Below are 21,952 nucleotides of genomic sequence, written 5' to 3'. Positions count from 1 at the left end.
ATGTTTGATCAACAATTTGCTAATACAATAGATGCTCTTCTAGCTGGTGATGTCATATGCCCAATATCCCAGCCCGATGCATTTAACTACCTATCCAATGAAATTAATGCAGAGCGCATTAATAGTCATTTACATCAAACAGGTAGAACACTGTCTACAATTGAGAAAGAGCTATTTTATTGCTCTTACACTACCTTCAGCCCAGAACGGAAAAAAGTTGTAAAACAAACAGTGAAGCAAATAGAGCTTGAATTAAGACCTATAGTTGAATTTCTATCGCTGATACTAAGAAGTTTTAATCGAGAAGAGTCTTTATATACTGGCGACGAAGTTAAATTATCCGTTTTAGTTGGAAAAATTGAGTCTGATAAGTCTCTACAAAAATCTCTCGAACGCTTGGTTATTTTAAGTAAGCACAAGCCCAAAGACAGTGTTACTGACAATACCAAGCAGATCATTCGATATATGGTAAATGTAGGTATTTTAAAACAAGTAGATGCAACAGTAGATATCTATGTCTGTACAGGAAAATTGGCCTATGTTTTGGCTTTTATGGAGTTTTTTAAAGCCAATAAACTAGAAGAGTTTCAAACTCTAGATCTTGATGAACCTGAACAAGAAGGGCTTTTCTAATGTCAGCACACATAGCTAAACTGTTTAGGATGCTGGCAAAAAACGCGGAAACTATCGAAGCTATCATGTCTGGTGATGCATCATTTTCTACAGAGCAGTCATTAGCATCTTTCGAGCAGTTAAACAGCTATAACCTAGCTTTTGAAACTGCAAGTGGCTCCATCCGTCTGAGCTCTTCTTTTCAACAGTTTTTAGATATGGCTCTTAAAACTGATAAAAACATTCTTGCCAATATAGATGTAGGTGGCTATTGGCGATCTATCATCCACAACCTTGATCAAATGAACCAATCAGATGCGCGAGGTGCATATTTAGACAGTGAACAGTACAAACGTGCTGTAGTGGATGGAATATATCAACTAATTGACGGGGTTAATTCAAATATTCTTCAACTTAGAACTCGCCTAGATAATAAATTTGGTTATGTAAACTCATTATCTGCAAAGCGAAAAGAAAATGAGCAAGCAATTGTTGAGGCGAAAGCTTTACGTGAAGCCTTAAACATCATTGATGCTGAAGAAATATACCAACGACTTCCGAATGACAATAAAATAATAAGAATAATAAATATAGACCTTATTCAAGGAAAGCTTCAGGCTCAAAATGAACTCTTAAACGCGCTAAGTATATTGCAAACACTTCTGGTTGGATTTAGAAAGTTAGAAGGTCGAACAAAGTTAATTAAAGAATTTAAGACATTTTTTGATACACACTCAGAACCTAACTTTGAAGATCTTGTTCCTGTTAATGAGCAGGAGCATATTCCTCAAATTATCAATTTTGTAAACCCAATAAAAGATCATTGTTTACCTGATGATAATAACGTTCTAGTTCAAAAAGAACTGATCGAAATAATTCAATCTATTGAAGTTGACAACACCCAGAATTTTAAAAGATCTAGGGAAGCTAATAGTGAATTAAATCTTGACGATGACAATACAGAAATACATCAGGAAGACTCGCAATCCCAAATTTGGTTACAAGATATTCTTATTTATACAGTTAAAAACAATACTTCTGTACTAGTTTCTAACCATTACCAAACCGCCAATATTGAACTCGATTTCGATATTTATCTAGATATGATTTATACGGAATGGTTTCGTATTCCAAGCTCAAAAAGTAAATATTTTGAAGTTAAGCCAATAGGTGAAGTAGATGAAATATTCAATGGGGACTTTGCGATTGAGGATATTGAAGTATGTTACAAGCCTTAAGTAAGCAGAGCAAAATCACTTTAGCTAAGTTTCTTGATAAAGGCGTTGGGAGATTGTCCTTTAACAAATTTGGTAAGGTCTTGTCATCGTATGGATTAGGGACTAGAAGAGAGCACTATGTATATCTGACACGTGCTGAAAAAAATGATCTAGCTAAGTTATTCGAACTTGAAATAGGTGAAATAGAGTTTTTTAGTGAATTCAATGAGGAAAGTGACCGCATTGAACTACAAGGTAGTTCAATAGATGAAAAACTATCTAGAATCGCCGTTACATTAAATGATATCAGGATGCTTTCATTCAACGGAAAATATCAAATCAATGATCAAATTTTCGAGTTGCCCCTCAATGCAAATTTGACAATGCATTACAATGAAATAACATCAATAAATCATAAAGTTATTGTAATTTGTGAAAACCTAACACCATTTATCCAATTAGGACGATATAGGAATTTACTTCCTACAGAGTTAATTGACGCTTTGTTTATTTACCGAGGCAATGGCTCATCTGTTTCTGGCGTATACAAACTCTGTAATAAGCTATCTAATAAAGTTGTTGCAATGACTGACCTTGATCCTTCAGGGATTGTTATTGCAAATACAATTCCTAATGTTAGTGCGGTTCTTTACCCTCAAATTGACTGCTTAAATCATTCAACTTCACTTAAGCACCAAAAGACACTATGGAATAAACAACAAAGGTTTATTGATTCAGCAGAAAAATATTCAGCACGTAATGAGACTTCTCTGCTATTTGATTATATTAAAGATAAATCAATTGGTGTAACTCAAGAAGCGATGTTCTCAGCTAAATTAAATTTACGCCTTTTCTTCATAAAGTAAGCAAGGACATATGAGTAATCCTCGTCTCAAATATACGAACTAAAAATTTTTGGAACTAACCTTCCCGAAAATTCTGATACCCCAGCATATATGATATTTATTGGTAGAGTTGCATTTACTTTCAATTACAAAGAGTAAATTACATGCAACATCAAAATACAATGAGCTATAGTGCAGCAAAAAGATTAATAACTGACCATGTACGAGCTTGGATAATGCCATACGAGCCCTTAGACAGTGAAGAGTTTCATTGTTATTTCGCTTTGATCCCTTTGTTGGTAAACAACCCTAGCATTGATTTAGACGAGTTATGCGCCAGTGCTACAGATTAATGACCCAGACAGATAAGGCCAATAGGCCTTATCTGTTTTGCTACCTTTGGCAAACGCCCAAATGTCCTAAATGCCCAAAATCAACGGTTCAAGATAGGTGCTGGATAGGAATAGTGAAATTCCCTAGCTGACTTATCAATAGTTTGATCCTGCATTTCCCGCGTAAATCTTTTATTAAGAATACGGCCTGTTTTTTTGATGCGGCTCGAAAGCTGCCTCTTTGTTTCGTTTAACTTTTTTGCTGGTATTGTGTCTAGGTTATCTTGTCTATTATTTGAAGCTCTATTTGACTTAATAAATTCTAGCCATACTTTAGGTGCAATAATTGTTGGCGTCGAGCATTTCCCTAAACGGAATGTATCGTCAGTGACAGGAAGATTTAGCGTTACGATTGTTCCACCAGTAAGAGACACACAAAAGCTAGCACTCTCTCTAATTTTTTCTAGGTCTTTTTCGGTAGCGAGCTTGCCTTCTCTCTTGTTTTCTTTAAGTGCAGATAAAACACCGTACTTTAAATCAGTGTCTTTGTTGTTACTAATAATTCTAGGTATAACAGCTGTTTGCTCATTAGTATTTTGAGCATCATCAAAATTCATCAGAGGTTTCAATTCAGACTTTGCCTTTGACGTTAGGCAATAACCATTTAAAGACTCTTCTACACCTCCATACAAGTCGTTGAGATGTACTAAAGTAGCCAAGTCTTCTTTATTTCTTGGGTAAGTTAGACCCGATAACCTAAGAATTGATTTGAGAAAACTATCAGGCACATCCAATAACTGCAAAATAGAAAGCAATGCAAGCTTCCCATTAGTAGAGCTCAAGAAATCGGCTGTCTCCTCTTTAGAAAAATTAAACACATCCCAATGCTTCTGACTCTTAGGTAAAACAAAACTGACAGGAATAAATGTATTTTTGTGATCCCACTCACAGAACATTTTTGCAATGACACTCTTAAATACCTCTACATCACCATTGTAGATAAGAGCGTTTCTTTCAAGATGGTTTTCTAAACCTAATTCGTAGTAAACGCTGTGATCCCATCTGTTTTCAATCAATAAGTGCTCTGGTACTACATTTAAGTTATCCGAAATAGCATTTAACAAATAAGGCTGAATGTATGTTGCATCCGCATCCAGAATTGTATTTGAAGCATTAAGTGATTTAATTGGATAAGGTCTGATGCTACCAAAATCCAGCTTCTTAGTAGTGAGTAGCTTATTCAACCCGAATAGGTTTTCAACCCATGTTACGTTTTCCGTAGAAATAGTCTGTTCTCGAAGAAAATCAGCGTAGCAGTTAACTGTTTTTAATAATGAAAGGTTATTTAAATTTTTCATGAACAAGCCTCTTATGTAGTTATAACAAAAAAATCAATTTGTTAAACCGTCTAAAATTAAGGCTTTACGAGGAAGTTGTATCCAATCCAAGCTCTTAATTCAGTAAACAGTTTAAAAAATTAATTTGATAAATTAATTTCAAAACCATTCACCGATATAAAGCTTAGCTCGAACCAGTATCTACTTAGGGGAGCTAGTTTGCTATTAAACTAGGTGGACTAAGTGAGTAGGAGCACTAATATTACACATGCTTGGCATCTACTTGCAAGTCTCACCACTGAATTTATTTTTTCTTGAAATTTACAACTCAACAGCGTCTCCGACATTCTTTTTGTAATTTACGCCGCACTATGGAATTGAGAGGAAACAATATGTCGTCCAAAGTGCAACTAACCAAGAAATACATTGAATCAATCAATATTGAAGAGAAAAAACAGCTGGAGATAATAGATCTTAGCGAACCCGTACTGAGGGTAATCGCCTATGCAAACACAAAGAGCTTTGTTGCAAGAGTATGTTGGAAAAATCAGCGTTACTGTGAAACTCTGGGGACATACCCATACTTGCCAATTCCGAAGGCTAGGCAATTGGCCGCTCAATTCAAGCTTGATATACAAACCCAAAATTACCGAAAAAAAGATAGTCTTACTTTGCGAGAGTTTATCAATAAACACTATAAAAATTGGGTCGTTGTAGAAAACAAAACGGGTAGAGAATACATAAGGCGGCTCGAAAATATCATTTTGCCTGCTTTAGGTAATAAGCAAGTCGGACATATTGGACGTTTGGACATTTCTAGTTTCCTAGAAAAAAGATCTATGACAGTCAAACCAGCTACAGTGAATCGCGATCAGTCCCTGTTGAGCAGTGTTTTTTCCTTAGCGGTCGAGTTGGGCTTTGTTCATGAAAGTGACCACCCAGTTAAGGGGTTAAAAAAGCGTGCAGAGAACAACGTTAACAAAAAGAACTTACCCTCTGACGAGCAAGTAAAGTCACTCATGAATATCTGCAAAAACAATCAAGGCGAACATTTAGGCTATAGCTTAGTCTTGCTTTTAATATACACAGGCTTAAGAGTTTCTGAAGCACTCGCTCTAAAGAAAAGCGACATTGCTAAGGACTTATCGAGCTTCTGGGTTAGATACAATAAGTCTGATAGGCCAATTCAACTGCCAATCAATAGTGAAGCTAAGAAAGTGTTTGAGTATTTAATAAATTCAACGTGGAATGATTACTTGTTCCCATCGCCTGTTCGACCGAATAGTGCAATGGTTGCGCCGAGAGCCTTGCTCAAAAATATGGCTATAAAAGCTGGTATCTCAGAGTTTGGATATCATTACTGTAGAGCCATTTTCTGCTCAATAGTAGCTAAACAAAATGTACACATCGCATCTAAATTACTGAATCACAGCGACTTAAAAGTAACTAGTCGCTATATCTATCACAGCGACGATGTAATGAAATCAGCGTCTGAGTTGGTAGTAGAACACTTTAAATAGATACTATTAAGGTAAGTAAATTTGGTGGTAAAACTGAGTTTACTTACCACTTATATCACTAAACGCTTTCCCTCCCGAAAACCTCATTTGCTCAGATTGGTAATTAGCCGATCCGTAAGATTCAAACTACAGACACCAAATGAAAAGAGGAGTTAATGAGCAACACAAAATTTTTTACCAAGAAAGAGCTAGCGGAGTACTTTCGAGTTTCTGCGTCATGGGTAGATAAGGCAATGATTTATGAGCCAGAAAAACTACCTGCTTTTATTCGAGTTGGAAGGCTTGTCCGCTTCCCTATTGAAGAAGTTATTAAATTTGAACAACAACAACTTACAAACGTAAATTAGGAGATAGATATGTCTATTGAAAACACAGAAGTAAACTTAGAAATTTTTGGAACAGCTGGTCTTATTGACCTTCCTGAATCGCAATCAGAAGGCTTACGCATTAGTTCATTTCCAAAGGATGTATTCACTGTTTGTGATGATGAATCATTAGTTTTTACAACGCATACTGTTGCAGATAAAGATGGTAATCAGTACATAGTAGCTAAAGATATTGCGGATATATTAAGTGGTGATGCCAAAGCTCGTCAGTTATATCTAGCGATGATGCGTACAGGAGAAACGTTTGTTCTGTCTGTACCAGCTCCAACGCCAGCAAATAGAAAAAACTCGTGGGTTCGCTCTGCCCATGACGCTGTCCAAAAAGGTATGAAAAACTACATCAGAGTATCTCGCTTTGATGAGGCATACCGAACTATTGAAAGTCAGAAGCCATTTAAGCAACCAGAGTGGCCAGATATTTCATTAGAAGAGATGATTGAGCAAGCATTTGATGATCGATTCATAACAGATTCGGAACACCCTGTTATGAAAGAACTAATCGGTTTCTAAGAAATGAATGAGTCTCAATTAATGAGTATTGGCTTTATAGCCAATACTCATTCATCTTTATCCGTTATAGATGCTCTAGGCAAAGAGTATGCGATAGACACTATTAGTCCTGATAGCGTGTTCCTATGTTTCAATTTACCTAAGTTAATCCCCTACCTTTACAATGCAGGGATCGAAGTACCAAGCCGAATAATCGACCTAAGAGTTGAATATTGTCTGTTAAAAAATGTCATCTCAGGTAGATGTAAAGCTTCTACTTCTAGTGTTTCGGTATTTGACTATGAACTTAGCGAAATCGCAAAACTTGAAGGCATAACAAGAGCTACACTAAGCGATGAATTATGGCTTCACCCATTCATGGCAAATAATTCTGAATTCATAAAGAAGGAACAAAAAAAACTAACAATTCGCAATGCTAACTGGCAGATCGAGCTATGGAAAAAAATATCCAACAAAGTAAGTTTGGAACATGCGCTTGCTCGTTCCACCTTCTCAATTAACGCAAGTAAGATAACTTTAAGGGGTATAAAACTAAATAGTGACGCTTTGGATTTACTAAAAAAACAAGACGTAAAAACCTATAAAGATCTTAAAAGTTTTACTAATAGCGATTATCGAAGTAATTCACCTATTCGTGCATTTGGTACAAGCACTGGCCGTAACTCTAAAAGCAGTGCATCGTATCCACTTTCTATAAAATCCTGTTACCGAACTGTCATTATTCCCGTGCAAGGTAATTGTCTATTGCATCTCGATTATCACCGTCAAGAGATTGGGATAGCTGCTGCTTTAAGCAAAGACAGTGTTCTGTTAGACCTTTATAAAAATGGAGACCCATATAGTTGGTTTGCCCAACAAGTTACGCCTCACATTAGCATCAAAAGTGCCAAAAGACTTTTCATCTCGTTGCAATATGGATCAGGTGTTACTGAGCAATTGCTCCGTAAAACCTCACTTAGTAAGAGCATAGTTACTGAGCTCTATAACATTCATCAAGATTGTTTCAGCCGATATTGGACTTGGACAACAGAAGTTCTAGAAGAAGCTTACTGCAAAAGAAGGCTTGATATTGACGGCAGCTGGTACGCGCTTGTTAATTCAGACTCGCCACCTTTGAGCATTATTAACTGGCCAATTCAGGCAACAGGCGCACTGCTGCTTAGAAGAGTAGTTAATACTTCTATGGCTATTGGATATGTACCAATCGGACTAAATCATGATGGATTCTTGTATGAGAGTGAGCCTAAACAAGCGTTTTCTATGGCAAAAAAGTTAGAAAACATCATGAAAAGTGAATCACTTAACTTATTGGGCATAGAGCTAAAAGTATCGACCGATATAGGCTCAAAAAATCAAAATTTATTATCATTATTGGAGAAGTAGCATGAGTAATGAAGAGAAGAAGACGTTTTTAGAGGCAATTATTGAACTTGTCGAAGAAAACTCAAATTTAGTGGTCGATCAAAATGAGACTCCTCATATTGAAATAGTCAATCAAGGGCAGCAACAGGTCATATCCATGTTTGGACAAGACTTCCAAGACTGGCTTCGCAAGTCATTCTATGATGCCTTCGGTCGTCCATTGCGAAGCTATGATATTAAAGATGCGATTGAACATTTAAGCAGTATGGCTAAGTTCAGTGGCCGGAAAGTCGTCACAGCCTTACGTTTGGCATATAGCGATAATAACTGTTACATAGATTTAGGTAATGAAAAGCGAGAAGTGATGAAAATCACTAAGGATGGCTACGTTATAGACAAAGCTCCAACCGTATATTTCATACAGTCCAAAATGGCAGCAGCCTTACCTATTGCGCAAGAAGGAGGTGATTTAACACTCCTACGTGATAAATACTTAAATCTAGGAAGTGAAGAAAGTTGGATTTTAGTAACAGTGTATCTCGTTGCTGCATTTTTTGACTTACCAAGCAAACCTTTCATTTTATTGAATGGTGAACAAGGCTCTTCAAAAAGTACAACTACACGGCTTATTCGAGAGTTAATCGACCCGTCAAAGGTGAAAGCCCAAACGACACCTTCATCTAAAAGTGATCTATTACTATCGGCACTAAATAATGCACTAGTCTGTATTGATAATGCTTCTAAACTTAGTCCAAAGCTTATGGATATCGCATGTCAGTTATGTACAGGAGCAGGATTCAGTAAGAGACGGTTATACACAGATACAGATTTAGTCTCTTTCGAGATAACGAGATTATTAATCATCAACGGTATTGATGCTGATATTATTACGGCACCAGATTTGTTAAGTCGTTGTATTCAATTAATTCTACCTGCAATAGACAAATCTAAACGGGTAGCAGAAACCCTATTTTGGAAAGATTTTGAATCAGACAAGCCTAAAATATTGGGGGCATTATACGACTTAGTATCAAAAGTTTTAGCGATACATGAGAGCATTGAACTTAAGGAGTCGACAAGACTTACTGACTTTTGTCGAATTGGTGTAGCTGTTGAAACTGTCTTAGGCTGGGAAGCTGGTGCGTTCATGGCTGCGATGAATAATATGCAGTCAGAAGCTTTAGCTGTAGCTCTGGACTATGACTCTACAGCTAGCGCAATTATGAAGATAATGAAGAAGCAATCAAAATGGAAAGGAACAGCAGAACAACTACTTTCCAAGATGAACTTGATTTGCGATCTTGATGTCACCAGAGATGCAAAATGGCCTCGTTCTGCTAGGGCTTTGGGGATAAGGCTAGTTAAAATTACGCCAGCATTGAGAGAGCAAGGTGTTGTTATAGAGAAAACTAAATCGGGCGACAGAATGATTTCTATTACGGCAGCTGATAATGCAAGCTCAAAAGTCAAATCACCTTCTCACAAGTTCGAAAAATTTGTCGCTTAAACTAAAGCGGCAATTTGCCGCTTTGTTTCACTTTTGTAATAACGATCCCGAAAACCTCATTTTCAGAATTTTATTAGTTCAATTGATTAAAAATAACTTCGACTTTTAATCAACATGAGTAAAAAACATGGATCTAAAAAAATCACCTTACGCAATTAAAGTTGACCAAGATTACTTTCCTAGACATATATTTGTGGTCAATGAAGATCATCTGCAAACAGAAGATGGCATAGGAACATTTAATGGTATTCGTCAAAACTGGTTTATTCCGTATAACATTGGCTGCTTCATAGTCGACGAACAACTATTAGTCATAATTAAATCGTTCGAAAATAAAAAGTATGAGGAAAAGAGGTTTATTTCGCACGCCACAAAGTGGAGCGGATTACCTGAAGCAGTTCTTGACGCTCTACAATACATAAATACTTACCAAAAACGACATGCTACAAAGCTTAAAAATTTATTGCTTGGAGCTGCAGGTGTTGCTCTATATTTCGAGGATTTATTTGATGTTGTAGATTGTTGGACTGTAGTTGATTATTTATACATCTTACATACAGAGTGCCCAGAAAAGTTAGAGTTATTAACAAGCATTGTTGGAAGACGTTTTGAAAGGCTGGAAATTGATCAAGGCTCAAAATACAGTAAGTTAATCAACCAAATTAAATGCTACAAATGTTACGTTGACTCTGATTCACCTTTCCCCACGGGAGGAAAGCTTTATAAAAAGTACCTTGATGTATTGCAAGGAGGTAACTAATGACTTCTCGCAGTACTTATATAAATGAAAGATTACACAAATACGCCAAGATGGAATCTAGCGTAGAAGTGATATGGGACTATAACTGGCCGATTTTTCGACTGTACCAAGGGAATAAATGTATAGAGTTAGATTTGCCTGAAATATTTTGTGTATTGAGGCACAGAGAGGAATTAAGACAAATACTCAGAGATATAATTAAGGTAAAGAAAACTATTAAAACTGAGGCCGTAACTGATAACGCCCCGAAAACACTCAACAGACCAGAATTGGCAACTGAGCCAAATAGTCTGTCAGGCGCTATTATAGAATTCGATATAGATGAACCAGTTTATCCTCCAGCAAAAAAATAAAGCGGCTCTGAGCCGCTTTTTTTTTGTAAAATCAAACTAATTGAGCAGCTAAAAGAACAACCACCAAACCCCAATAGCAAACGCAACTAGAACCACTTTAGGTGGCAGCTCAAATAGCGCTCCAATTACAATCACCAGCACTAAGTAAATTATAAAGCTAATCAAGAAAGACAACATAGACTTTACCCCGCGCAAGTCACAAGCACTAAAAAGACAAAAGCAGCCAGTACAGCTGCTTTCGGGTCTTCAAATATCTTATTTAGCACTAGAACAATCACTACCAAAATAATGAAATAAATGAGCGAACTCATAACTAAGATGCTTCCTGTTGCTCTGAATGACTTGCCAATGCCCCTGCGATATAAACACCGTAAGCATATGCAAATACACCAGCAACCTTACTCAATGTGAAATCCCAAGTCCCATCAACTAAGAACCACAAAAATAACGCAAGCAATATAAGTGAAGGAACTCCAACTAGAAGCATTGTTGCCTTGTTTAATAACTGTGATTTAGCACCAAGCAGAACCGCTAGCACTGATAAGGCAAAGCCAACGCCTAATACGCTAGAAAATACAGCTCTACCTAGGTTGAATTCGTCACCACCCCAAGCCAGCCAAAATATATAGATTGATAATAGTGCTGAGATTACAGCTAAGATGAACTTATTCTTCGATGATTCCATGTCTATTCCTTCTTATTGATCTTTCAATAGTTAATTAAGTGTAACTAGGCTGCTCGACAGGTTGTGTCGCGCCGAATCAGTTGGTTTAAATAAAATGTGTGGTGTTTTGGCTACGCGGAGAGCTAAGCTTAGAGCTAAAAGCCTTATGTCAAAAGGCTTAGCGTAATAAAGCTAGATTCGTAAAAATTTTCACATGGACGTCACCTCTTTTCGCAGTGCCCCCATAGAATTATGTGGATGACTGAACATGACACTCTGGCTAAAAGGTTAGGATTGATACTTACCCGATTAAATTCTGGTGAGCGTTTAACTTTGTCCGTGCTAGCCCAAGAGTTTAATGTGACCGAAAGAACGCTTCAGCGAGATTTCAATGAGCGACTTTGCTATCTGCCAATTGAGCGAGACGGCTCGACTTATTCTCTAAATCCAGTGTACTTAGGCAGAAATAGGAAAGCTGACCTTAAGCCAGTTTTAGAACAACTAGGCTTAGCTTCAATGTTTCCATCTTTCGATGTTTTGTCATTTAACAGACCTACAAATAAGCAACCGCCATTCTTGTTTCGAGATATCAAAGTTGAGGATATATCCGAATACACAGAGTCCTTCAAACAACTTACGTTAGCCATTCAAAATCATCATTTGATCGACTTTGAATACAAGCAACAGACTTATCTTTTTTCTCAGCCTTATAAGCTCGTGAATGATCGTGGGGTTTGGTATTTGTCTGCGTTACATAATGGAACATTGAAATCATTTAAAGTTACTAGGATAAGTAAAGTAAACATAGCTCCAGAAAAGTTCGAATATGATATTTCTATAGAGCAGCAGATTCGACAACAGGCCATGTTATGGTTAACAGAAACACCAATAGAAGTCGTAGTAAAAATTGATGCAGCAATAGCCAGTCACTTTACCGCTAGTAACCTACTACCAGAGCAAAACATCATCAAAGGGCTTGATGACGGCTGCCTACTAGCCACTGCATTGATAACAGACAAAAATCAAATACTCCCAGTACTAAAATACTGGCTACCTGATATCGAAATCTTATCACCTAAAGAGTTAAAACAAGCTTTATTAACAGAGTTACAATTTTCAATAGACAAAATGAGTAGATAGCAACGAAGAACAATAGATTGAATATGTTCAAACTAAGGAATTCTTATGTCTCAATCTATCTTAATGGCGCTGGATATTGCACCTGAATCAGTAGGCCAAACAATAACATCAGCACATGGCTTCATCAGCATTTATGACTTTGACGGTAATGTACTTGGTCGCGCTTTCCCTGATGAAACGGAGTCTATTAATCAACTCAAACTGAATCTATCAATCGAGCTTAAAGACAGCGAGTTAGATCCAATAAGCTTTATTGATACCGAAAATGATGACCTGATCCGTTGCTGCATTATAGGTAAGGTAGAGCACGTAGTTAACTTCGGTATCGCTATTTACAACAAGCGAGGCAAGCTTATTCATTACTTCCATGAGCCAATCAATCATGCCTGTGAAGACATAGTTCAACAAATAGTAAGTTTTCCAACGCTGCCTAAAGAAGAATGGAATCAAAGCTCAATGAGCGATGCTCCTGATGATTTCATATCACCAATAGACTGGGATCTTAGCTGGTTCTATGGATATAGGAGCTAACGCCAAGTGCGTTAGCTTATTTCCAATCTGAGTTTTCACAATTCTGCTTAAACTTCATCTTTTGAGCTTCTGATAATGCAGAGAATTTCTGTGACTTATATGCTTTGTCACAACTAAAAAAGTTATGAAAGTTTAGTGTAACTAAAGCTGGTACTCTCTGGTTTAATTCAGTAGATGCGTATAGCATCATTGTAATTAACATGTAAGAAAGCCAAATCTCTTTAGTCGGAAAAACAAATTTTCTAAGAGGTTCATATATACACCAAACTAGTAAAATTAAAGCTATCGCCCCTATACCTAAAGACTTAGCTAGGTTTTGCTCAATGTATTCATCGTAATTCATTAACTCACTGGAAAGTAAATCAATATTCCAGATTATGAATGGTGCGATTAAAATAATCTTAAGTGCATGGCACCGAGCAAAGAACAAAGTAGCTAAAAATGCGTCAGTAAGAGAATCTTTCCTTTTTTGTAAGAATCGAAATAGACACAATGCGATAAGAAAGAATGAGAACAGGGTTAATACTGCATAATAGCCCAAGCTAAAGAGCATGTTACTTTGATTAAGTACTTTTTGTGCTCTTTGAAAATAATCATCGCCAGTGAAAACATACCCTAAAGTCATAACCACAGCGATTAGAGACAGAGCTAGAAAGATATCCCACAAAGCATAACGGCTGTCGCTAGAAGAAAAAGTATCCTTCGAGTCAATCTTAGGGTTAATAATCAATTTTCCCATGCGCCATGCGAACTCTAAAAATGGAACTTTTTCTTTCAATACTTTGAATGGTTCTGTGTACATATTTCTGCTTCATTAACTCAATTTGATACCTGTATACTTATACAGCTTTTCAGTTGAGTCAAGAAATGCACACAACGGATACGGAATCCGCCGCGTCAATCTGAAAGTAAAAAACTAAACCTCTTACTAGGTAAGGCCTGTAGCCCTACATGTGAGAAATAACCAGAAGACCTTCCGTGTCTTCTGGTCTTTTCCCGTTACTTTTAGCTTAGCTAAACGCTATTTCAACCGTGAACACATCCATTTCGACATAATCAATGAAGTTGGTTAGAAACAGCTCGACTAGTTCATCTGCACTCGCTTTGGTCAGCAAGCCTAAATGCAAATGGGTTACTTCAGATGATTGAAAACATACATCAATTTCTTTCACCAATTCAGGGTATCCAGTACCTTGGTAGCTAAAGTCAGTGATGTAATCAAAATGCCATAGCTCCTTTTGCTTAATCAGTCTTATCTCGACAGGGTGAAAACCTCCGTTTTCAGGACTGTAATTAACATCTCTGAAATTAAAGATAATGCTAGTCGCTGAAAGATTAACGTCAGGCCATTTAGCCAGTTCAATGTTCAAAACTGAGAACAGTTTTTCAGGCACAGCAAAGCACTGGCTTTGGTCAAAAGTCAGTTTCATTATGATTTCCTTTTTTAAGTTGCTAGAGAACCCTAGCGGTGAGATACAAGTATGAACTGGTATTCTTTACTTACTACTAGCAAGCTTAAGTAATGCTTCTCTTCTGCTCTTAAAATTCTTATTAAGCATATGAAGAAAGGTAGAGTTTTCAGTTGAATCTGTCAGTGCTATAGCGCTACAGCGTAAAACCGCAGCAATAAAAGAAGCGTTATTTGCGCTCTTACCTGCAAATACTGGCTTGAATACACTAGATTTGAACGGTTTATCTTCCTCTTGCTGGTCTAGTATTTCTAAGATGGTAGATAGCTTCACCCATTCTTTCGAGTGCAGACCGCCACCATCATTACCTTTTAGTCGAAGTTCAAGTTCGTTAGTTTCTAAGTGCTTACCCAGCTCGAAGTAAATAAATCCAGGTTGCTTAGGGCTGAGCTTACTTGCCTTATCATCAATGAGTATTTGATGGGTTTCTGGTAATTGCTCAGTATCTGCTGTTTTACTATGTTCCTTTTGATCTTTTGTAGTTTTACGAGCCATGATTGGCCTCCTATAGTTGGTTGAAAATATCGTTAGCTTGGTCTTTGTGATGCGGTTGGATATGACTCGTTACAGCACCAATTGCAGTGCTAATACACAACAAGTCATCGCAGTAACCCATTGCAGGAAGTGCATCAGGGATAGAGTCAGTTGGAAAAACTAGATAGGCGATAGCAGTGATACAAACGGCTTTGACCCACTTAGGTGTATCGCCATCGAGAATTAAGCTGTAAAGCAAAAGTGCGCTTTCTGTAAGCTGCTTAATGCCTTTAATCTGCTTGAGCTTTTGCCATGTTTTAGTATGACTGAAAGGACTTTGCTTTTTCCTAGCCATCCATCACCTCGGTCATATCAAGGTTTGATGGCAACACTAAATAACACCCTGCGCCTTCATCATTGATAATCGCAAGTAACAAGCGATAACCATTTGGCAGCGCTTCTTCAAACTCAGGATAGTTAAGGCAAAATGAAATTGATTGACAGATTGAGCCGCAAATCTCTGCCAAATTTGTATTTTCGTTTAGCACTATGATCGTACTAGGGCATTCTTGCCAGAACGCTTGTGCTTCCGATTCACTAGCAAATGGCTCTACTAGATAGTTGATTAGCTCTGACGAAACTTTTGCGGGTAAGCTTATTTCGTCGGCATCAGGCCAATGGTTAATGATCTGCATAATTACATACTCCAGAAATGAAAAAGCCAGAACCCACAAAGGTTCTGGCTGTTAATGTCGTATTAGTGATATGTGTTTCTTATGCTTTTAAAAACGCTATTATATATGCCTAAGTAGAGAGGATTTCAGGTCACATGCAATCAAAAAAAACACAGTTAGAAGAGTTCTTATTTTCACCTTTAAATAGTCACGCGAAGGAATCCATTATCAATAACAAGCTGCTATTTGATTTAAAATTAGCTGCTGCAGAAAGGGGATACTTTCTAAACGCATATACACCTGAAGTCGATCAAGACGGATTTGATTATATTTTTGACGATAAAGATCTGCTTTCTAAGATCCAGCTTAAAACTGTAATGAAAAGGGCTAATACGAAAAATTGGCAAATACATAAGTCCCTATTAAGGCCAGATATGTATATCGCCGAAGATTTAGGATTTACATGTACTCAGTCTCATACTGGTTATCAGGGGGGAGTTATCTTAATTGAGATCGAAGATAATAATGGGCTAAATGTGGCATATTATTATACGGATATCATTATTCTGTGTGGCTTACGGGATAAAATTATCAACAAAAAAAGACCTCCTTCCGAAAAAGTTTTAAATAATTTCTTCGGCAACTTAGTACAGGGGACTTCCCATGAAAAAATCACTCTCAATAAAAGCATGTTTTTAAAAGCTAACAGTCCCGCTTCGCTTCTTGCGTTGATGGGCTTCCATAACAGCGTAAATACTTCCAGTTGGCAATATCACATTCAAAAAATAGCTTACTCACCATATAAACAACCCGATCTTGCTGCCCCTGAAAAGCATTTAAAGAAATACATCAATGAAGAAATTGCTAGTATTTCCACAAGCGTAAAGCCGCTTAATTAAGCGGCTATTAATTATTTAGAAATAAGAGTATCCAAACTGTTCATAGTATCACGCTGTTTGTCTGGTGAAATCTTACTGTATCGCATTGTTGAACTTAAATCCTTGTGATTCAATAACACTTGTACAGTACGAATATCGGCGCCTGTTTCTTTACTGTGACTTAGCATATTACTAGCGAAAGAGTGTCGCGCAGTATGAAATACAACCTCATTGGGCTTATGTATTCCTGCCCGTTTCTTGATGGTCTCAAAAGCATAACGTCCTTCACAAATAGGTCTGTTCGCCTTTGTACCTGCAAATATATATGCATTACCACTTACACGAGGTAAGTCACAGATGATCTCAAGCATCATATCTGTAAGATACACAACGTGAGGAGTGCCGTTTTTCGTTTTGCCTATCGTCAGTGTTCGCTCTGCTAAGTTCAGATCTTCCCACTTCCTTAATCGCATTTCAGAAGCTCTACAGCCAGTTAGAAACAACATGGCAATGTAAGCGCCAATTGTGAATTGATGATAGCGCCTTGCCTCCTTGATAATGGCCTGTACCTCTTCAATAGAGCAGTAACGAGTACGAGCATTGTTTTCAGGCAACATCGACACCTTTTTAGCAACATTAGGAATATCCAGTAGTTTTTCTGCTAGAGTGCCTATTGTTTTTAACAAAGCTAATACCCTATTACAGGTTGCTGGTGCGTAGTTTCCGCGCTTTGATTTAGTCGCCATCATTTCATTTTGTACATTCTGAACATGACTCGCTTTTAATTCATCATAGCGAATATTCCAAACAGGCTTACAGTGATGCTCAAAGCGAGATATATCATCGTCCCACGATTTCTTTCGTTGCTTGGCCACGGGTAAATAAGTGTTCCAGAAGAACTCTGAAACGGTAGGCATGTTATTGGTAGAGCTTTTCGCATCTTGCGGGTTTACGCCTTCGGCCAGTTGCAACTTGTATTTGCTAGCGATACGACGAGCAGCACCAACATCGACTTCGGGAAATCGCCCCAATGCAATACTGCATTTTCGACTTTGAAAGGTATACCTGAGTAAGAATCGCTTGCTGCCATTCTTACCAGATAGGCACTTAAGGCCAACAATTTCAGTATCAGATACTTCTAAATCAGTCCCTCTCGCATCTTTAGGGTTAGCGGGTAGCGCCTTGATACTAGCATTGGTAAATTTGAATTTTTTCTTCATATAAAACCTCGGTTGATTGGTTATAACCAAGGTTTTGATATGTGTTTAAAAACTTAAGGTTTACGCCACAACTAGAGATCTATATACGTACAAATTTCGGAACTTAGCGTTCCTAAACAACTCTTGTTTTGATCTATTCGAGTTACTTATTACTTAATCATTGCTTATAAAAAAATAGATTGATAGTGTTACGAAATCTCTTTAGTTAAATGGAATTAAACTTTAATGTCGTTTATTTTTGATAACCTAACATTCAACGAAATTATCTTACACAATGTCTACCCCCCAAATGACGATGGCGCTGTAAAACCCTTTATAAGTAAAAAGTTAACCAAGCTTTCTCCCGAGGCAGAGTCGAAATTAGAAGTCCGTATAAGTAAAGTTCTAGGACATGATTCGCAAAGCTTGGAAATGGAAATTGCACAGACAAGTAAAACTAGCTGCTTTTATCAAGCATCTCAGCTTATTTCTAATGATACTGAATATTTCAAAGAAAACTCTGGCGAAATAGCCAATTTACACACAGCTGCTCATACGAATAAATCTTGGCCTGGCGGCACGCTTGTAGTAATTAGGGGTACGGCAGGAGCTTCAAATAAGCGATGTCTCTTTATTATAAAAGCAGAGCCTCAGTCTGGGTTCAAAGAAGAAGTAACTCAAGATGAAATTTTGTTAGAGTACATAGAAAACCTAATTCTTACACCTCAAGCTAGGCTATACAAGGTTGGTGTATTCGTTGAAAATACTCAGCACTCTGAAGATTCAGAAGAACGTTCAGTAGAGGATTTCATCGCAACGATTTTTGATAGCAATATCAAAGCACAAGACGATAGCACTGCTGCACAATACTTCTATAGTAATTTTTTAGGTTTGAAAATCCCCGAGAACTCGCAGCAAAGAACTAGAGATTTTCACAAATTTACAAAAGAGTTTGTTGACACGGCTGATATGTCGGATGAAGAAAAGCTAGATAGTCATCAAGCGCTGTACACTTATCTCAAGACAGACCAAAGTACAACCATCCAAACAAGTGAATTCGCTGAGAAGTATATAGCTGAAGATTCAAAAGACGACTATCTTTACTATATGGAAAAGAAGAACTTTCCTACAACAGCTGTAGTCAAAGACATAAAGCTCATTTCTAAAAAGCTACGACAGAGAAAGGTGAATTTTTCTAGCAATGTTAAGATCATTGCCCCAGCAGATAAATTTAACGAAGTGGTAAACGTAGTAGAAATCAATGATGAGTCGACTACGCTGACTATCCAAGGTCACTTAACAACTCAAGACTAATGAATCAGAAGCAGTTTATAGAACAATACGAAAAAGATAAGCCTATGTATAAAACATGGGCTAAACATGTATTGGAAGAAATAAACTCACAGCTTAAAAAGCATCTAGTCTCAGAAAAGGCATATTCTGACTTTGTAAAGATCCCACCGAGTTATAGAGTTAAGAATACTGACTCATTGGTAACCAAAGCATTTGTACGACACGCTAGTTATTACTCAAACCCGTATCAAGAAATAACAGACAAAGCAGCCATTCGATTTGTCGTTCTACTTACATCCCAGTTGACTGAAGTTTCCGAAATTGTCGAAAATACAAACACTTGGAGATTTGAAAAATCCAAAGAGTTTGATGATTGGAAGGACAACGATCCTAGAATGTTTGATTACCAATCTGTGCATTATGTTGTTTATTGCAATGAAGAACTAGACATTGAAGGCTGTATTGTCCGTAAAGGTACGCCATGTGAGGTACAGATTAGAACACTAATGCAACATGCATATGCTGAACTTGCACATGACACTATATACAAAAGTCATATAAAAGCAGAGCCGGAAGTAATCCGTTCATTCGCAAAAAGCATGGCTTTGATGGAAACAACGGATGAGCTTCTGTGTGAAGCTAAAAATATTCTAGAGAGTGCCTCTTCATACATTGAATCATGGAAAGCTGCTGTACAGTTAGAAGCCAAGAATAGGTTAGCTGACGTTGCGCTGGTTGATAATGATTTAAACTCTGAATATCTACTTGATTGTTTTTCATCCATTTTAGAAAAAACAGATATAGAATCATTTCAATCATTCCTTGCTGACGAAACATACTCCTACATACCAGATAAAATTAAACAACACTCGCTTCACTTTGTAGAATTTAGGCAAGATGTAATTTTGTTAATTTATTTCTTAGCGAGACGGTTTAGAAAATCGTTCCATCGGCTATGGCCTAGTGATAAAAAGCCGCTTGAATCTGTATATAGTGATTTGGGGTTGTCTGCCCCGTGGCAGACAACTTAATAGTCGTTGACTAATACTTTACCGAGAAGCAGGAATATGGAATATTTTTTTATGTTCTGTTGATTTTAATCGGTTTATTTCTTTTTTAGAGACTTTTTTAGGTGGATTAGGAGATTTGTCTGCTAAAGCATCAAGCTCTTTTTGTAATTTTTCCATTTCATTATCAAATGTATTTATGTAATTCTGCTCAGAGGTCTTTATCCTTTCTAATGTTTTTCTTATTGATGAATATCCCGCTGCCGCTGTTCTGTGCTTTTCGGCTTTTGAAGAAAAATCTAGAAAAGTGTTTAAAGCGGTAAGTACTGAAGCTAGGATACTAATTAACCCTAAAGCTATCTTGAAAGCACCTGTAGCCTCTGTTTCAAAAGATGCAAATACTGCAGTTCCGACGATCACTCCAAGAGCCATAGATGGTATACCCAGCCAATAATGTTTATTAGAATAGTATTCTGCACTAGCATAGTGGATGTATTGGCTTTCTCTTGCTCGACGAAACCAATCTGTCAACAGTAGCTTTTGATCTTCATTCATATAATTTTTATCCTTTAGTTTACAAGTTTTTCCAACTAGGTGACTGTACTACCTTACTCATATGCTAACTGAAAAATCACTATTTTAATTGTTGTCATTAAAAAATTTTAAGCCCTGCGAAAATAGCTCAAGGAGTTAGACCGTAGTTAAAACTACTTTTTATAAAACAAAGCTGTGGTGACAAGAAACTTAATAGTCATCATTCTAAATGAGCTGATGCAAAAGCTTTAAGTACCAATAAAAATCTATGGGTATTAGAAATTTTCATCACGCACAGAATACGCACAGACAAAAGACCAGATATAGACCGGAGGGTTCGAATTTCAGCTTGGATATAGTGTTATAAACTTAACCCCGAAGAGACGTTTATAACGGCAGTAATGTATATAAAGGCAAATTTAAGGCACAAAAAAACCGACATAATGTCGGCTTACAACCTTGAAAAACTCTTTACTTTTCAAGGGAATGGTACCAGTGGGCGGACTCGAACCGCCACGCATTGCTGCGGGGGATTTTGAATCCCCTATGTCTACCAATTCCATCACACTGGCACAATATAAACTGTGTTTTCTCAAGATTTTTGCTGTCCATGCAAAGGATTTTGAATCCCCTATGTCTACCAATTCCATCACACTGGCACAAATTACAATACAAAGGCTACGCTTTATAAAGTAATTGCATTATACAAACTAATAGTACCACAGCAAGTAGTTTTTTATGTTTACGACTCAACTGGTTAGGAAATAAACTCAAATCCTAATTAATACTCTTGCAGAGTGGGCTTATTGCTTGAAAGAAAACTATATATCGATGATAAATCAAAGCGATTAGTTTACGAGTAGGGTTATTTACGTAGCGATATATAAATTGTTAGTTAAAGACTTTAGATTTCATAATAAAGCAGGGTCGTTTCGCAGTTACTACTACTTGTTAGCAATGGTAAATATTTAGTAACTTCTGATAAGTAATATCCAAAAGCCAGCACATTGAGCGGGCTTTTCATTTAGTTATTAGCGTTGGAGGTGTTCTAGTGCCTACAGCGGTGAAGAGGCACATGGGCGTTCACCCTGTTTTTTTGAATCATAAATGCAAAAAAGCCTCAACATAATGTTGAGGCTTTTTTTAAATTAGGAGCTTGGCGATGTTCTACTTTCACATGGGCGAACCCACACTATCATCGACGCTGTTTCGTTTCACTTCTGAGTTCGGCATGGATTCAGGTGGTTCCAAAACGCTATAGTCACCAAGCAAATTCGGTAATTTGCTTTTTATTATTTATTTTAGGCTTTAAAAAACCCGTTGCATTTAAGCAACGGGTTTCTTTAAT

24 protein-coding genes, 1 tRNA gene and 1 rRNA gene are annotated in these 21,952 nt (G+C 37.2%); 15 read left to right on the top strand and 11 right to left on the bottom strand.

Translation table 11 applies throughout. From position 1 onward, the window contains the following. Genes L1068_RS20545 through L1068_RS20535 form a run of 3 tightly spaced genes read left to right on the top strand, consistent with a single transcriptional unit; the run spans position 1 to position 2,695 of the window. The gene (locus tag L1068_RS20545; protein WP_237131757.1) at positions 1–633 is read left to right on the top strand and encodes a hypothetical protein; all 633 of its coding nucleotides are present in this window, start codon (positions 1–3) and stop codon (positions 631–633) included. Further along, complete coding sequence (locus tag L1068_RS20540) at positions 633–1,850, top strand: hypothetical protein (protein WP_237131756.1); 1,218 nt, start codon at positions 633–635, stop codon at positions 1,848–1,850. The genes L1068_RS20545 and L1068_RS20540 overlap by 1 nt, the downstream gene beginning before the upstream one ends. Next, entirely contained in the window at positions 1,835–2,695 is an 861-nt protein-coding gene (locus L1068_RS20535) for a hypothetical protein (RefSeq protein WP_237131755.1), read from the top strand. The genes L1068_RS20540 and L1068_RS20535 overlap by 16 nt, the downstream gene beginning before the upstream one ends. 412 nt (positions 2,696–3,107) lie before the next feature. Here the strand turns inward: L1068_RS20535 and L1068_RS20530 are convergent, their stop codons facing one another. Beyond that, on the bottom strand, positions 3,108–4,364 hold the full coding sequence (locus L1068_RS20530) for a hypothetical protein (RefSeq protein ID WP_237131754.1): 1,257 nt from the start codon (positions 4,362–4,364) through the stop codon (positions 3,108–3,110). Between the two features lie 371 nt (positions 4,365–4,735). On the opposite strand from L1068_RS20530, the gene L1068_RS20525 reads away from it, so the two are divergent. The 7 genes from L1068_RS20525 (at position 4,736) to L1068_RS20495 (ending at position 10,741) form a co-directional block, all read left to right on the top strand. Further along, positions 4,736–5,863: a tyrosine-type recombinase/integrase gene (locus tag L1068_RS20525; protein ID WP_237131753.1), complete on the top strand. Its 1,128-nt coding sequence runs from the start codon at positions 4,736–4,738 to the stop codon at positions 5,861–5,863. Between the two features lie 155 nt (positions 5,864–6,018). Continuing rightward, complete coding sequence (locus tag L1068_RS20520) at positions 6,019–6,210, top strand: helix-turn-helix domain-containing protein (protein ID WP_237131752.1); 192 nt, start codon at positions 6,019–6,021, stop codon at positions 6,208–6,210. A 9-nt stretch (positions 6,211–6,219) separates the two neighbouring features. Beyond that, on the top strand, positions 6,220–6,759 hold the full coding sequence (locus tag L1068_RS20515; RefSeq protein ID WP_237131751.1) for a hypothetical protein: 540 nt from the start codon (positions 6,220–6,222) through the stop codon (positions 6,757–6,759). Between the two features lie 3 nt (positions 6,760–6,762). After that, the gene (locus L1068_RS20510) at positions 6,763–8,142 is read left to right on the top strand and encodes a DNA polymerase (RefSeq protein ID WP_237131750.1); all 1,380 of its coding nucleotides are present in this window, start codon (positions 6,763–6,765) and stop codon (positions 8,140–8,142) included. A 1-nt stretch (position 8,143) separates the two neighbouring features. Further along, on the top strand, positions 8,144–9,628 hold the full coding sequence (locus L1068_RS20505) for a hypothetical protein (protein ID WP_237131749.1): 1,485 nt from the start codon (positions 8,144–8,146) through the stop codon (positions 9,626–9,628). Positions 9,629–9,755: 127 nt separating this feature from the next. Continuing rightward, on the top strand, positions 9,756–10,388 hold the full coding sequence (locus tag L1068_RS20500) for a hypothetical protein (RefSeq protein WP_237131748.1): 633 nt from the start codon (positions 9,756–9,758) through the stop codon (positions 10,386–10,388). Next, positions 10,388–10,741, top strand: coding sequence for a hypothetical protein (locus tag L1068_RS20495; protein ID WP_237131746.1), 354 nt, complete (start codon positions 10,388–10,390; stop codon positions 10,739–10,741). Before L1068_RS20500 ends, L1068_RS20495 begins: the two co-directional genes overlap by 1 nt. Before the next feature lie 313 nt (positions 10,742–11,054). Here L1068_RS20495 and L1068_RS20490 read toward each other — a convergent pair whose 3' ends face one another. Then, a complete protein-coding gene (locus L1068_RS20490) occupies positions 11,055–11,426 on the bottom strand; it encodes a hypothetical protein (RefSeq protein WP_237131745.1) in 372 nt (123 codons plus the stop codon). Positions 11,427–11,663: 237 nt separating this feature from the next. Between L1068_RS20490 and L1068_RS20485 the strand changes: the two genes are divergently transcribed. Both L1068_RS20485 and L1068_RS20480 read left to right on the top strand, forming a co-directional pair. Next, a complete protein-coding gene (locus L1068_RS20485; protein ID WP_237131744.1) occupies positions 11,664–12,545 on the top strand; it encodes a WYL domain-containing protein in 882 nt (293 codons plus the stop codon). Positions 12,546–12,590: 45 nt separating this feature from the next. Next, positions 12,591–13,076, top strand: coding sequence for a hypothetical protein (locus L1068_RS20480; protein ID WP_237131740.1), 486 nt, complete (start codon positions 12,591–12,593; stop codon positions 13,074–13,076). Between the two features lie 16 nt (positions 13,077–13,092). Here the strand turns inward: L1068_RS20480 and L1068_RS20475 are convergent, their stop codons facing one another. The 5 genes from L1068_RS20475 to L1068_RS20455 all read right to left on the bottom strand — a co-directional run bounded on the left by L1068_RS20475 (position 13,093) and on the right by L1068_RS20455 (position 15,714). Beyond that, positions 13,093–13,878: a hypothetical protein gene (locus L1068_RS20475; protein WP_237131738.1), complete on the bottom strand. Its 786-nt coding sequence runs from the start codon at positions 13,876–13,878 to the stop codon at positions 13,093–13,095. 208 nt (positions 13,879–14,086) lie between these two features. Continuing rightward, positions 14,087–14,506, bottom strand: coding sequence for a DUF2787 family protein (locus L1068_RS20470; protein ID WP_237131736.1), 420 nt, complete (start codon positions 14,504–14,506; stop codon positions 14,087–14,089). Positions 14,507–14,572: 66 nt separating this feature from the next. Continuing rightward, on the bottom strand, positions 14,573–15,040 hold the full coding sequence (locus L1068_RS20465; RefSeq protein WP_237131734.1) for a hypothetical protein: 468 nt from the start codon (positions 15,038–15,040) through the stop codon (positions 14,573–14,575). Positions 15,041–15,050: 10 nt separating this feature from the next. Beyond that, entirely contained in the window at positions 15,051–15,374 is a 324-nt protein-coding gene (locus L1068_RS20460; protein WP_237131732.1) for a DUF1232 domain-containing protein, read from the bottom strand. Then, entirely contained in the window at positions 15,367–15,714 is a 348-nt protein-coding gene (locus L1068_RS20455; protein ID WP_237131730.1) for a hypothetical protein, read from the bottom strand. Before L1068_RS20455 ends, L1068_RS20460 begins: the two co-directional genes overlap by 8 nt. 134 nt (positions 15,715–15,848) lie before the next feature. On the opposite strand from L1068_RS20455, the gene L1068_RS20450 reads away from it, so the two are divergent. Beyond that, positions 15,849–16,592, top strand: a complete 744-nt coding sequence (locus tag L1068_RS20450; protein WP_237131728.1) for a hypothetical protein — start codon at positions 15,849–15,851, stop codon at positions 16,590–16,592. A gap of 11 nt (positions 16,593–16,603) precedes the next feature. Here the strand turns inward: L1068_RS20450 and L1068_RS20445 are convergent, their stop codons facing one another. Next, complete coding sequence (locus L1068_RS20445; protein WP_237131727.1) at positions 16,604–17,791, bottom strand: site-specific integrase; 1,188 nt, start codon at positions 17,789–17,791, stop codon at positions 16,604–16,606. Between the two features lie 225 nt (positions 17,792–18,016). Between L1068_RS20445 and L1068_RS20440 the strand changes: the two genes are divergently transcribed. Both L1068_RS20440 and L1068_RS20435 read left to right on the top strand, forming a co-directional pair. Then, complete coding sequence (locus L1068_RS20440; RefSeq protein ID WP_237131726.1) at positions 18,017–19,084, top strand: nucleoid-associated protein; 1,068 nt, start codon at positions 18,017–18,019, stop codon at positions 19,082–19,084. Next, positions 19,084–20,094: a RelA/SpoT domain-containing protein gene (locus L1068_RS20435; protein ID WP_237131725.1), complete on the top strand. Its 1,011-nt coding sequence runs from the start codon at positions 19,084–19,086 to the stop codon at positions 20,092–20,094. The genes L1068_RS20440 and L1068_RS20435 overlap by 1 nt, the downstream gene beginning before the upstream one ends. A gap of 18 nt (positions 20,095–20,112) precedes the next feature. Here L1068_RS20435 and L1068_RS20430 read toward each other — a convergent pair whose 3' ends face one another. The 3 genes from L1068_RS20430 to rrf form a co-directional block, all read right to left on the bottom strand. Further along, a complete protein-coding gene (locus L1068_RS20430) occupies positions 20,113–20,625 on the bottom strand; it encodes an SLATT domain-containing protein (RefSeq protein ID WP_237131724.1) in 513 nt (170 codons plus the stop codon). A gap of 466 nt (positions 20,626–21,091) precedes the next feature. Then, positions 21,092–21,176 (bottom strand) — tRNA-Leu (locus tag L1068_RS20425). Positions 21,177–21,758: 582 nt separating this feature from the next. Beyond that, positions 21,759–21,873, bottom strand: a 5S ribosomal RNA gene (gene rrf / locus L1068_RS20420). Between the last annotated feature and the right edge of the window lie 79 nt (positions 21,874–21,952).

Source organism: Pseudoalteromonas sp. MMG024, from assembly GCF_021654175.1.
In the GTDB taxonomy this organism is placed as follows: domain Bacteria; phylum Pseudomonadota; class Gammaproteobacteria; order Enterobacterales; family Alteromonadaceae; genus Pseudoalteromonas.
The sequence above is the reverse complement of the archived record's forward strand: the minus strand, read 5'-3'. Positions and strand labels throughout refer to the sequence as shown.

Bases quoted from the DNA above. Each gene is read 5' to 3' on its own strand.
- L1068_RS20545 (WP_237131757.1), top strand. From the start codon at position 1: ATGTTTGATCAACAATTTGCTAATACAATAGATGCTCTTCTAGCTGGT.
- L1068_RS20540 (WP_237131756.1), top strand. From the start codon at position 633: ATGTCAGCACACATAGCTAAACTGTTTAGGATGCTGGCAAAAAACGCG.
- L1068_RS20535 (WP_237131755.1), top strand. From the start codon at position 1,835: ATGTTACAAGCCTTAAGTAAGCAGAGCAAAATCACTTTAGCTAAGTTT.
- L1068_RS20530 (WP_237131754.1), bottom strand. From the start codon at position 4,364: ATGAAAAATTTAAATAACCTTTCATTATTAAAAACAGTTAACTGCTAC.
- L1068_RS20525 (WP_237131753.1), top strand. From the start codon at position 4,736: ATGTCGTCCAAAGTGCAACTAACCAAGAAATACATTGAATCAATCAAT.
- L1068_RS20520 (WP_237131752.1), top strand. From the start codon at position 6,019: ATGAGCAACACAAAATTTTTTACCAAGAAAGAGCTAGCGGAGTACTTT.
- L1068_RS20515 (WP_237131751.1), top strand. From the start codon at position 6,220: ATGTCTATTGAAAACACAGAAGTAAACTTAGAAATTTTTGGAACAGCT.
- L1068_RS20510 (WP_237131750.1), top strand. From the start codon at position 6,763: ATGAATGAGTCTCAATTAATGAGTATTGGCTTTATAGCCAATACTCAT.
- L1068_RS20505 (WP_237131749.1), top strand. From the start codon at position 8,144: ATGAGTAATGAAGAGAAGAAGACGTTTTTAGAGGCAATTATTGAACTT.
- L1068_RS20500 (WP_237131748.1), top strand. From the start codon at position 9,756: ATGGATCTAAAAAAATCACCTTACGCAATTAAAGTTGACCAAGATTAC.
- L1068_RS20495 (WP_237131746.1), top strand. From the start codon at position 10,388: ATGACTTCTCGCAGTACTTATATAAATGAAAGATTACACAAATACGCC.
- L1068_RS20490 (WP_237131745.1), bottom strand. From the start codon at position 11,426: ATGGAATCATCGAAGAATAAGTTCATCTTAGCTGTAATCTCAGCACTA.
- L1068_RS20485 (WP_237131744.1), top strand. From the start codon at position 11,664: ATGACTGAACATGACACTCTGGCTAAAAGGTTAGGATTGATACTTACC.
- L1068_RS20480 (WP_237131740.1), top strand. From the start codon at position 12,591: ATGTCTCAATCTATCTTAATGGCGCTGGATATTGCACCTGAATCAGTA.
- L1068_RS20475 (WP_237131738.1), bottom strand. From the start codon at position 13,878: ATGTACACAGAACCATTCAAAGTATTGAAAGAAAAAGTTCCATTTTTA.
- L1068_RS20470 (WP_237131736.1), bottom strand. From the start codon at position 14,506: ATGAAACTGACTTTTGACCAAAGCCAGTGCTTTGCTGTGCCTGAAAAA.
- L1068_RS20465 (WP_237131734.1), bottom strand. From the start codon at position 15,040: ATGGCTCGTAAAACTACAAAAGATCAAAAGGAACATAGTAAAACAGCA.
- L1068_RS20460 (WP_237131732.1), bottom strand. From the start codon at position 15,374: ATGGCTAGGAAAAAGCAAAGTCCTTTCAGTCATACTAAAACATGGCAA.
- L1068_RS20455 (WP_237131730.1), bottom strand. From the start codon at position 15,714: ATGCAGATCATTAACCATTGGCCTGATGCCGACGAAATAAGCTTACCC.
- L1068_RS20450 (WP_237131728.1), top strand. From the start codon at position 15,849: ATGCAATCAAAAAAAACACAGTTAGAAGAGTTCTTATTTTCACCTTTA.
- L1068_RS20445 (WP_237131727.1), bottom strand. From the start codon at position 17,791: ATGAAGAAAAAATTCAAATTTACCAATGCTAGTATCAAGGCGCTACCC.
- L1068_RS20440 (WP_237131726.1), top strand. From the start codon at position 18,017: ATGTCGTTTATTTTTGATAACCTAACATTCAACGAAATTATCTTACAC.
- L1068_RS20435 (WP_237131725.1), top strand. From the start codon at position 19,084: ATGAATCAGAAGCAGTTTATAGAACAATACGAAAAAGATAAGCCTATG.
- L1068_RS20430 (WP_237131724.1), bottom strand. From the start codon at position 20,625: ATGAATGAAGATCAAAAGCTACTGTTGACAGATTGGTTTCGTCGAGCA.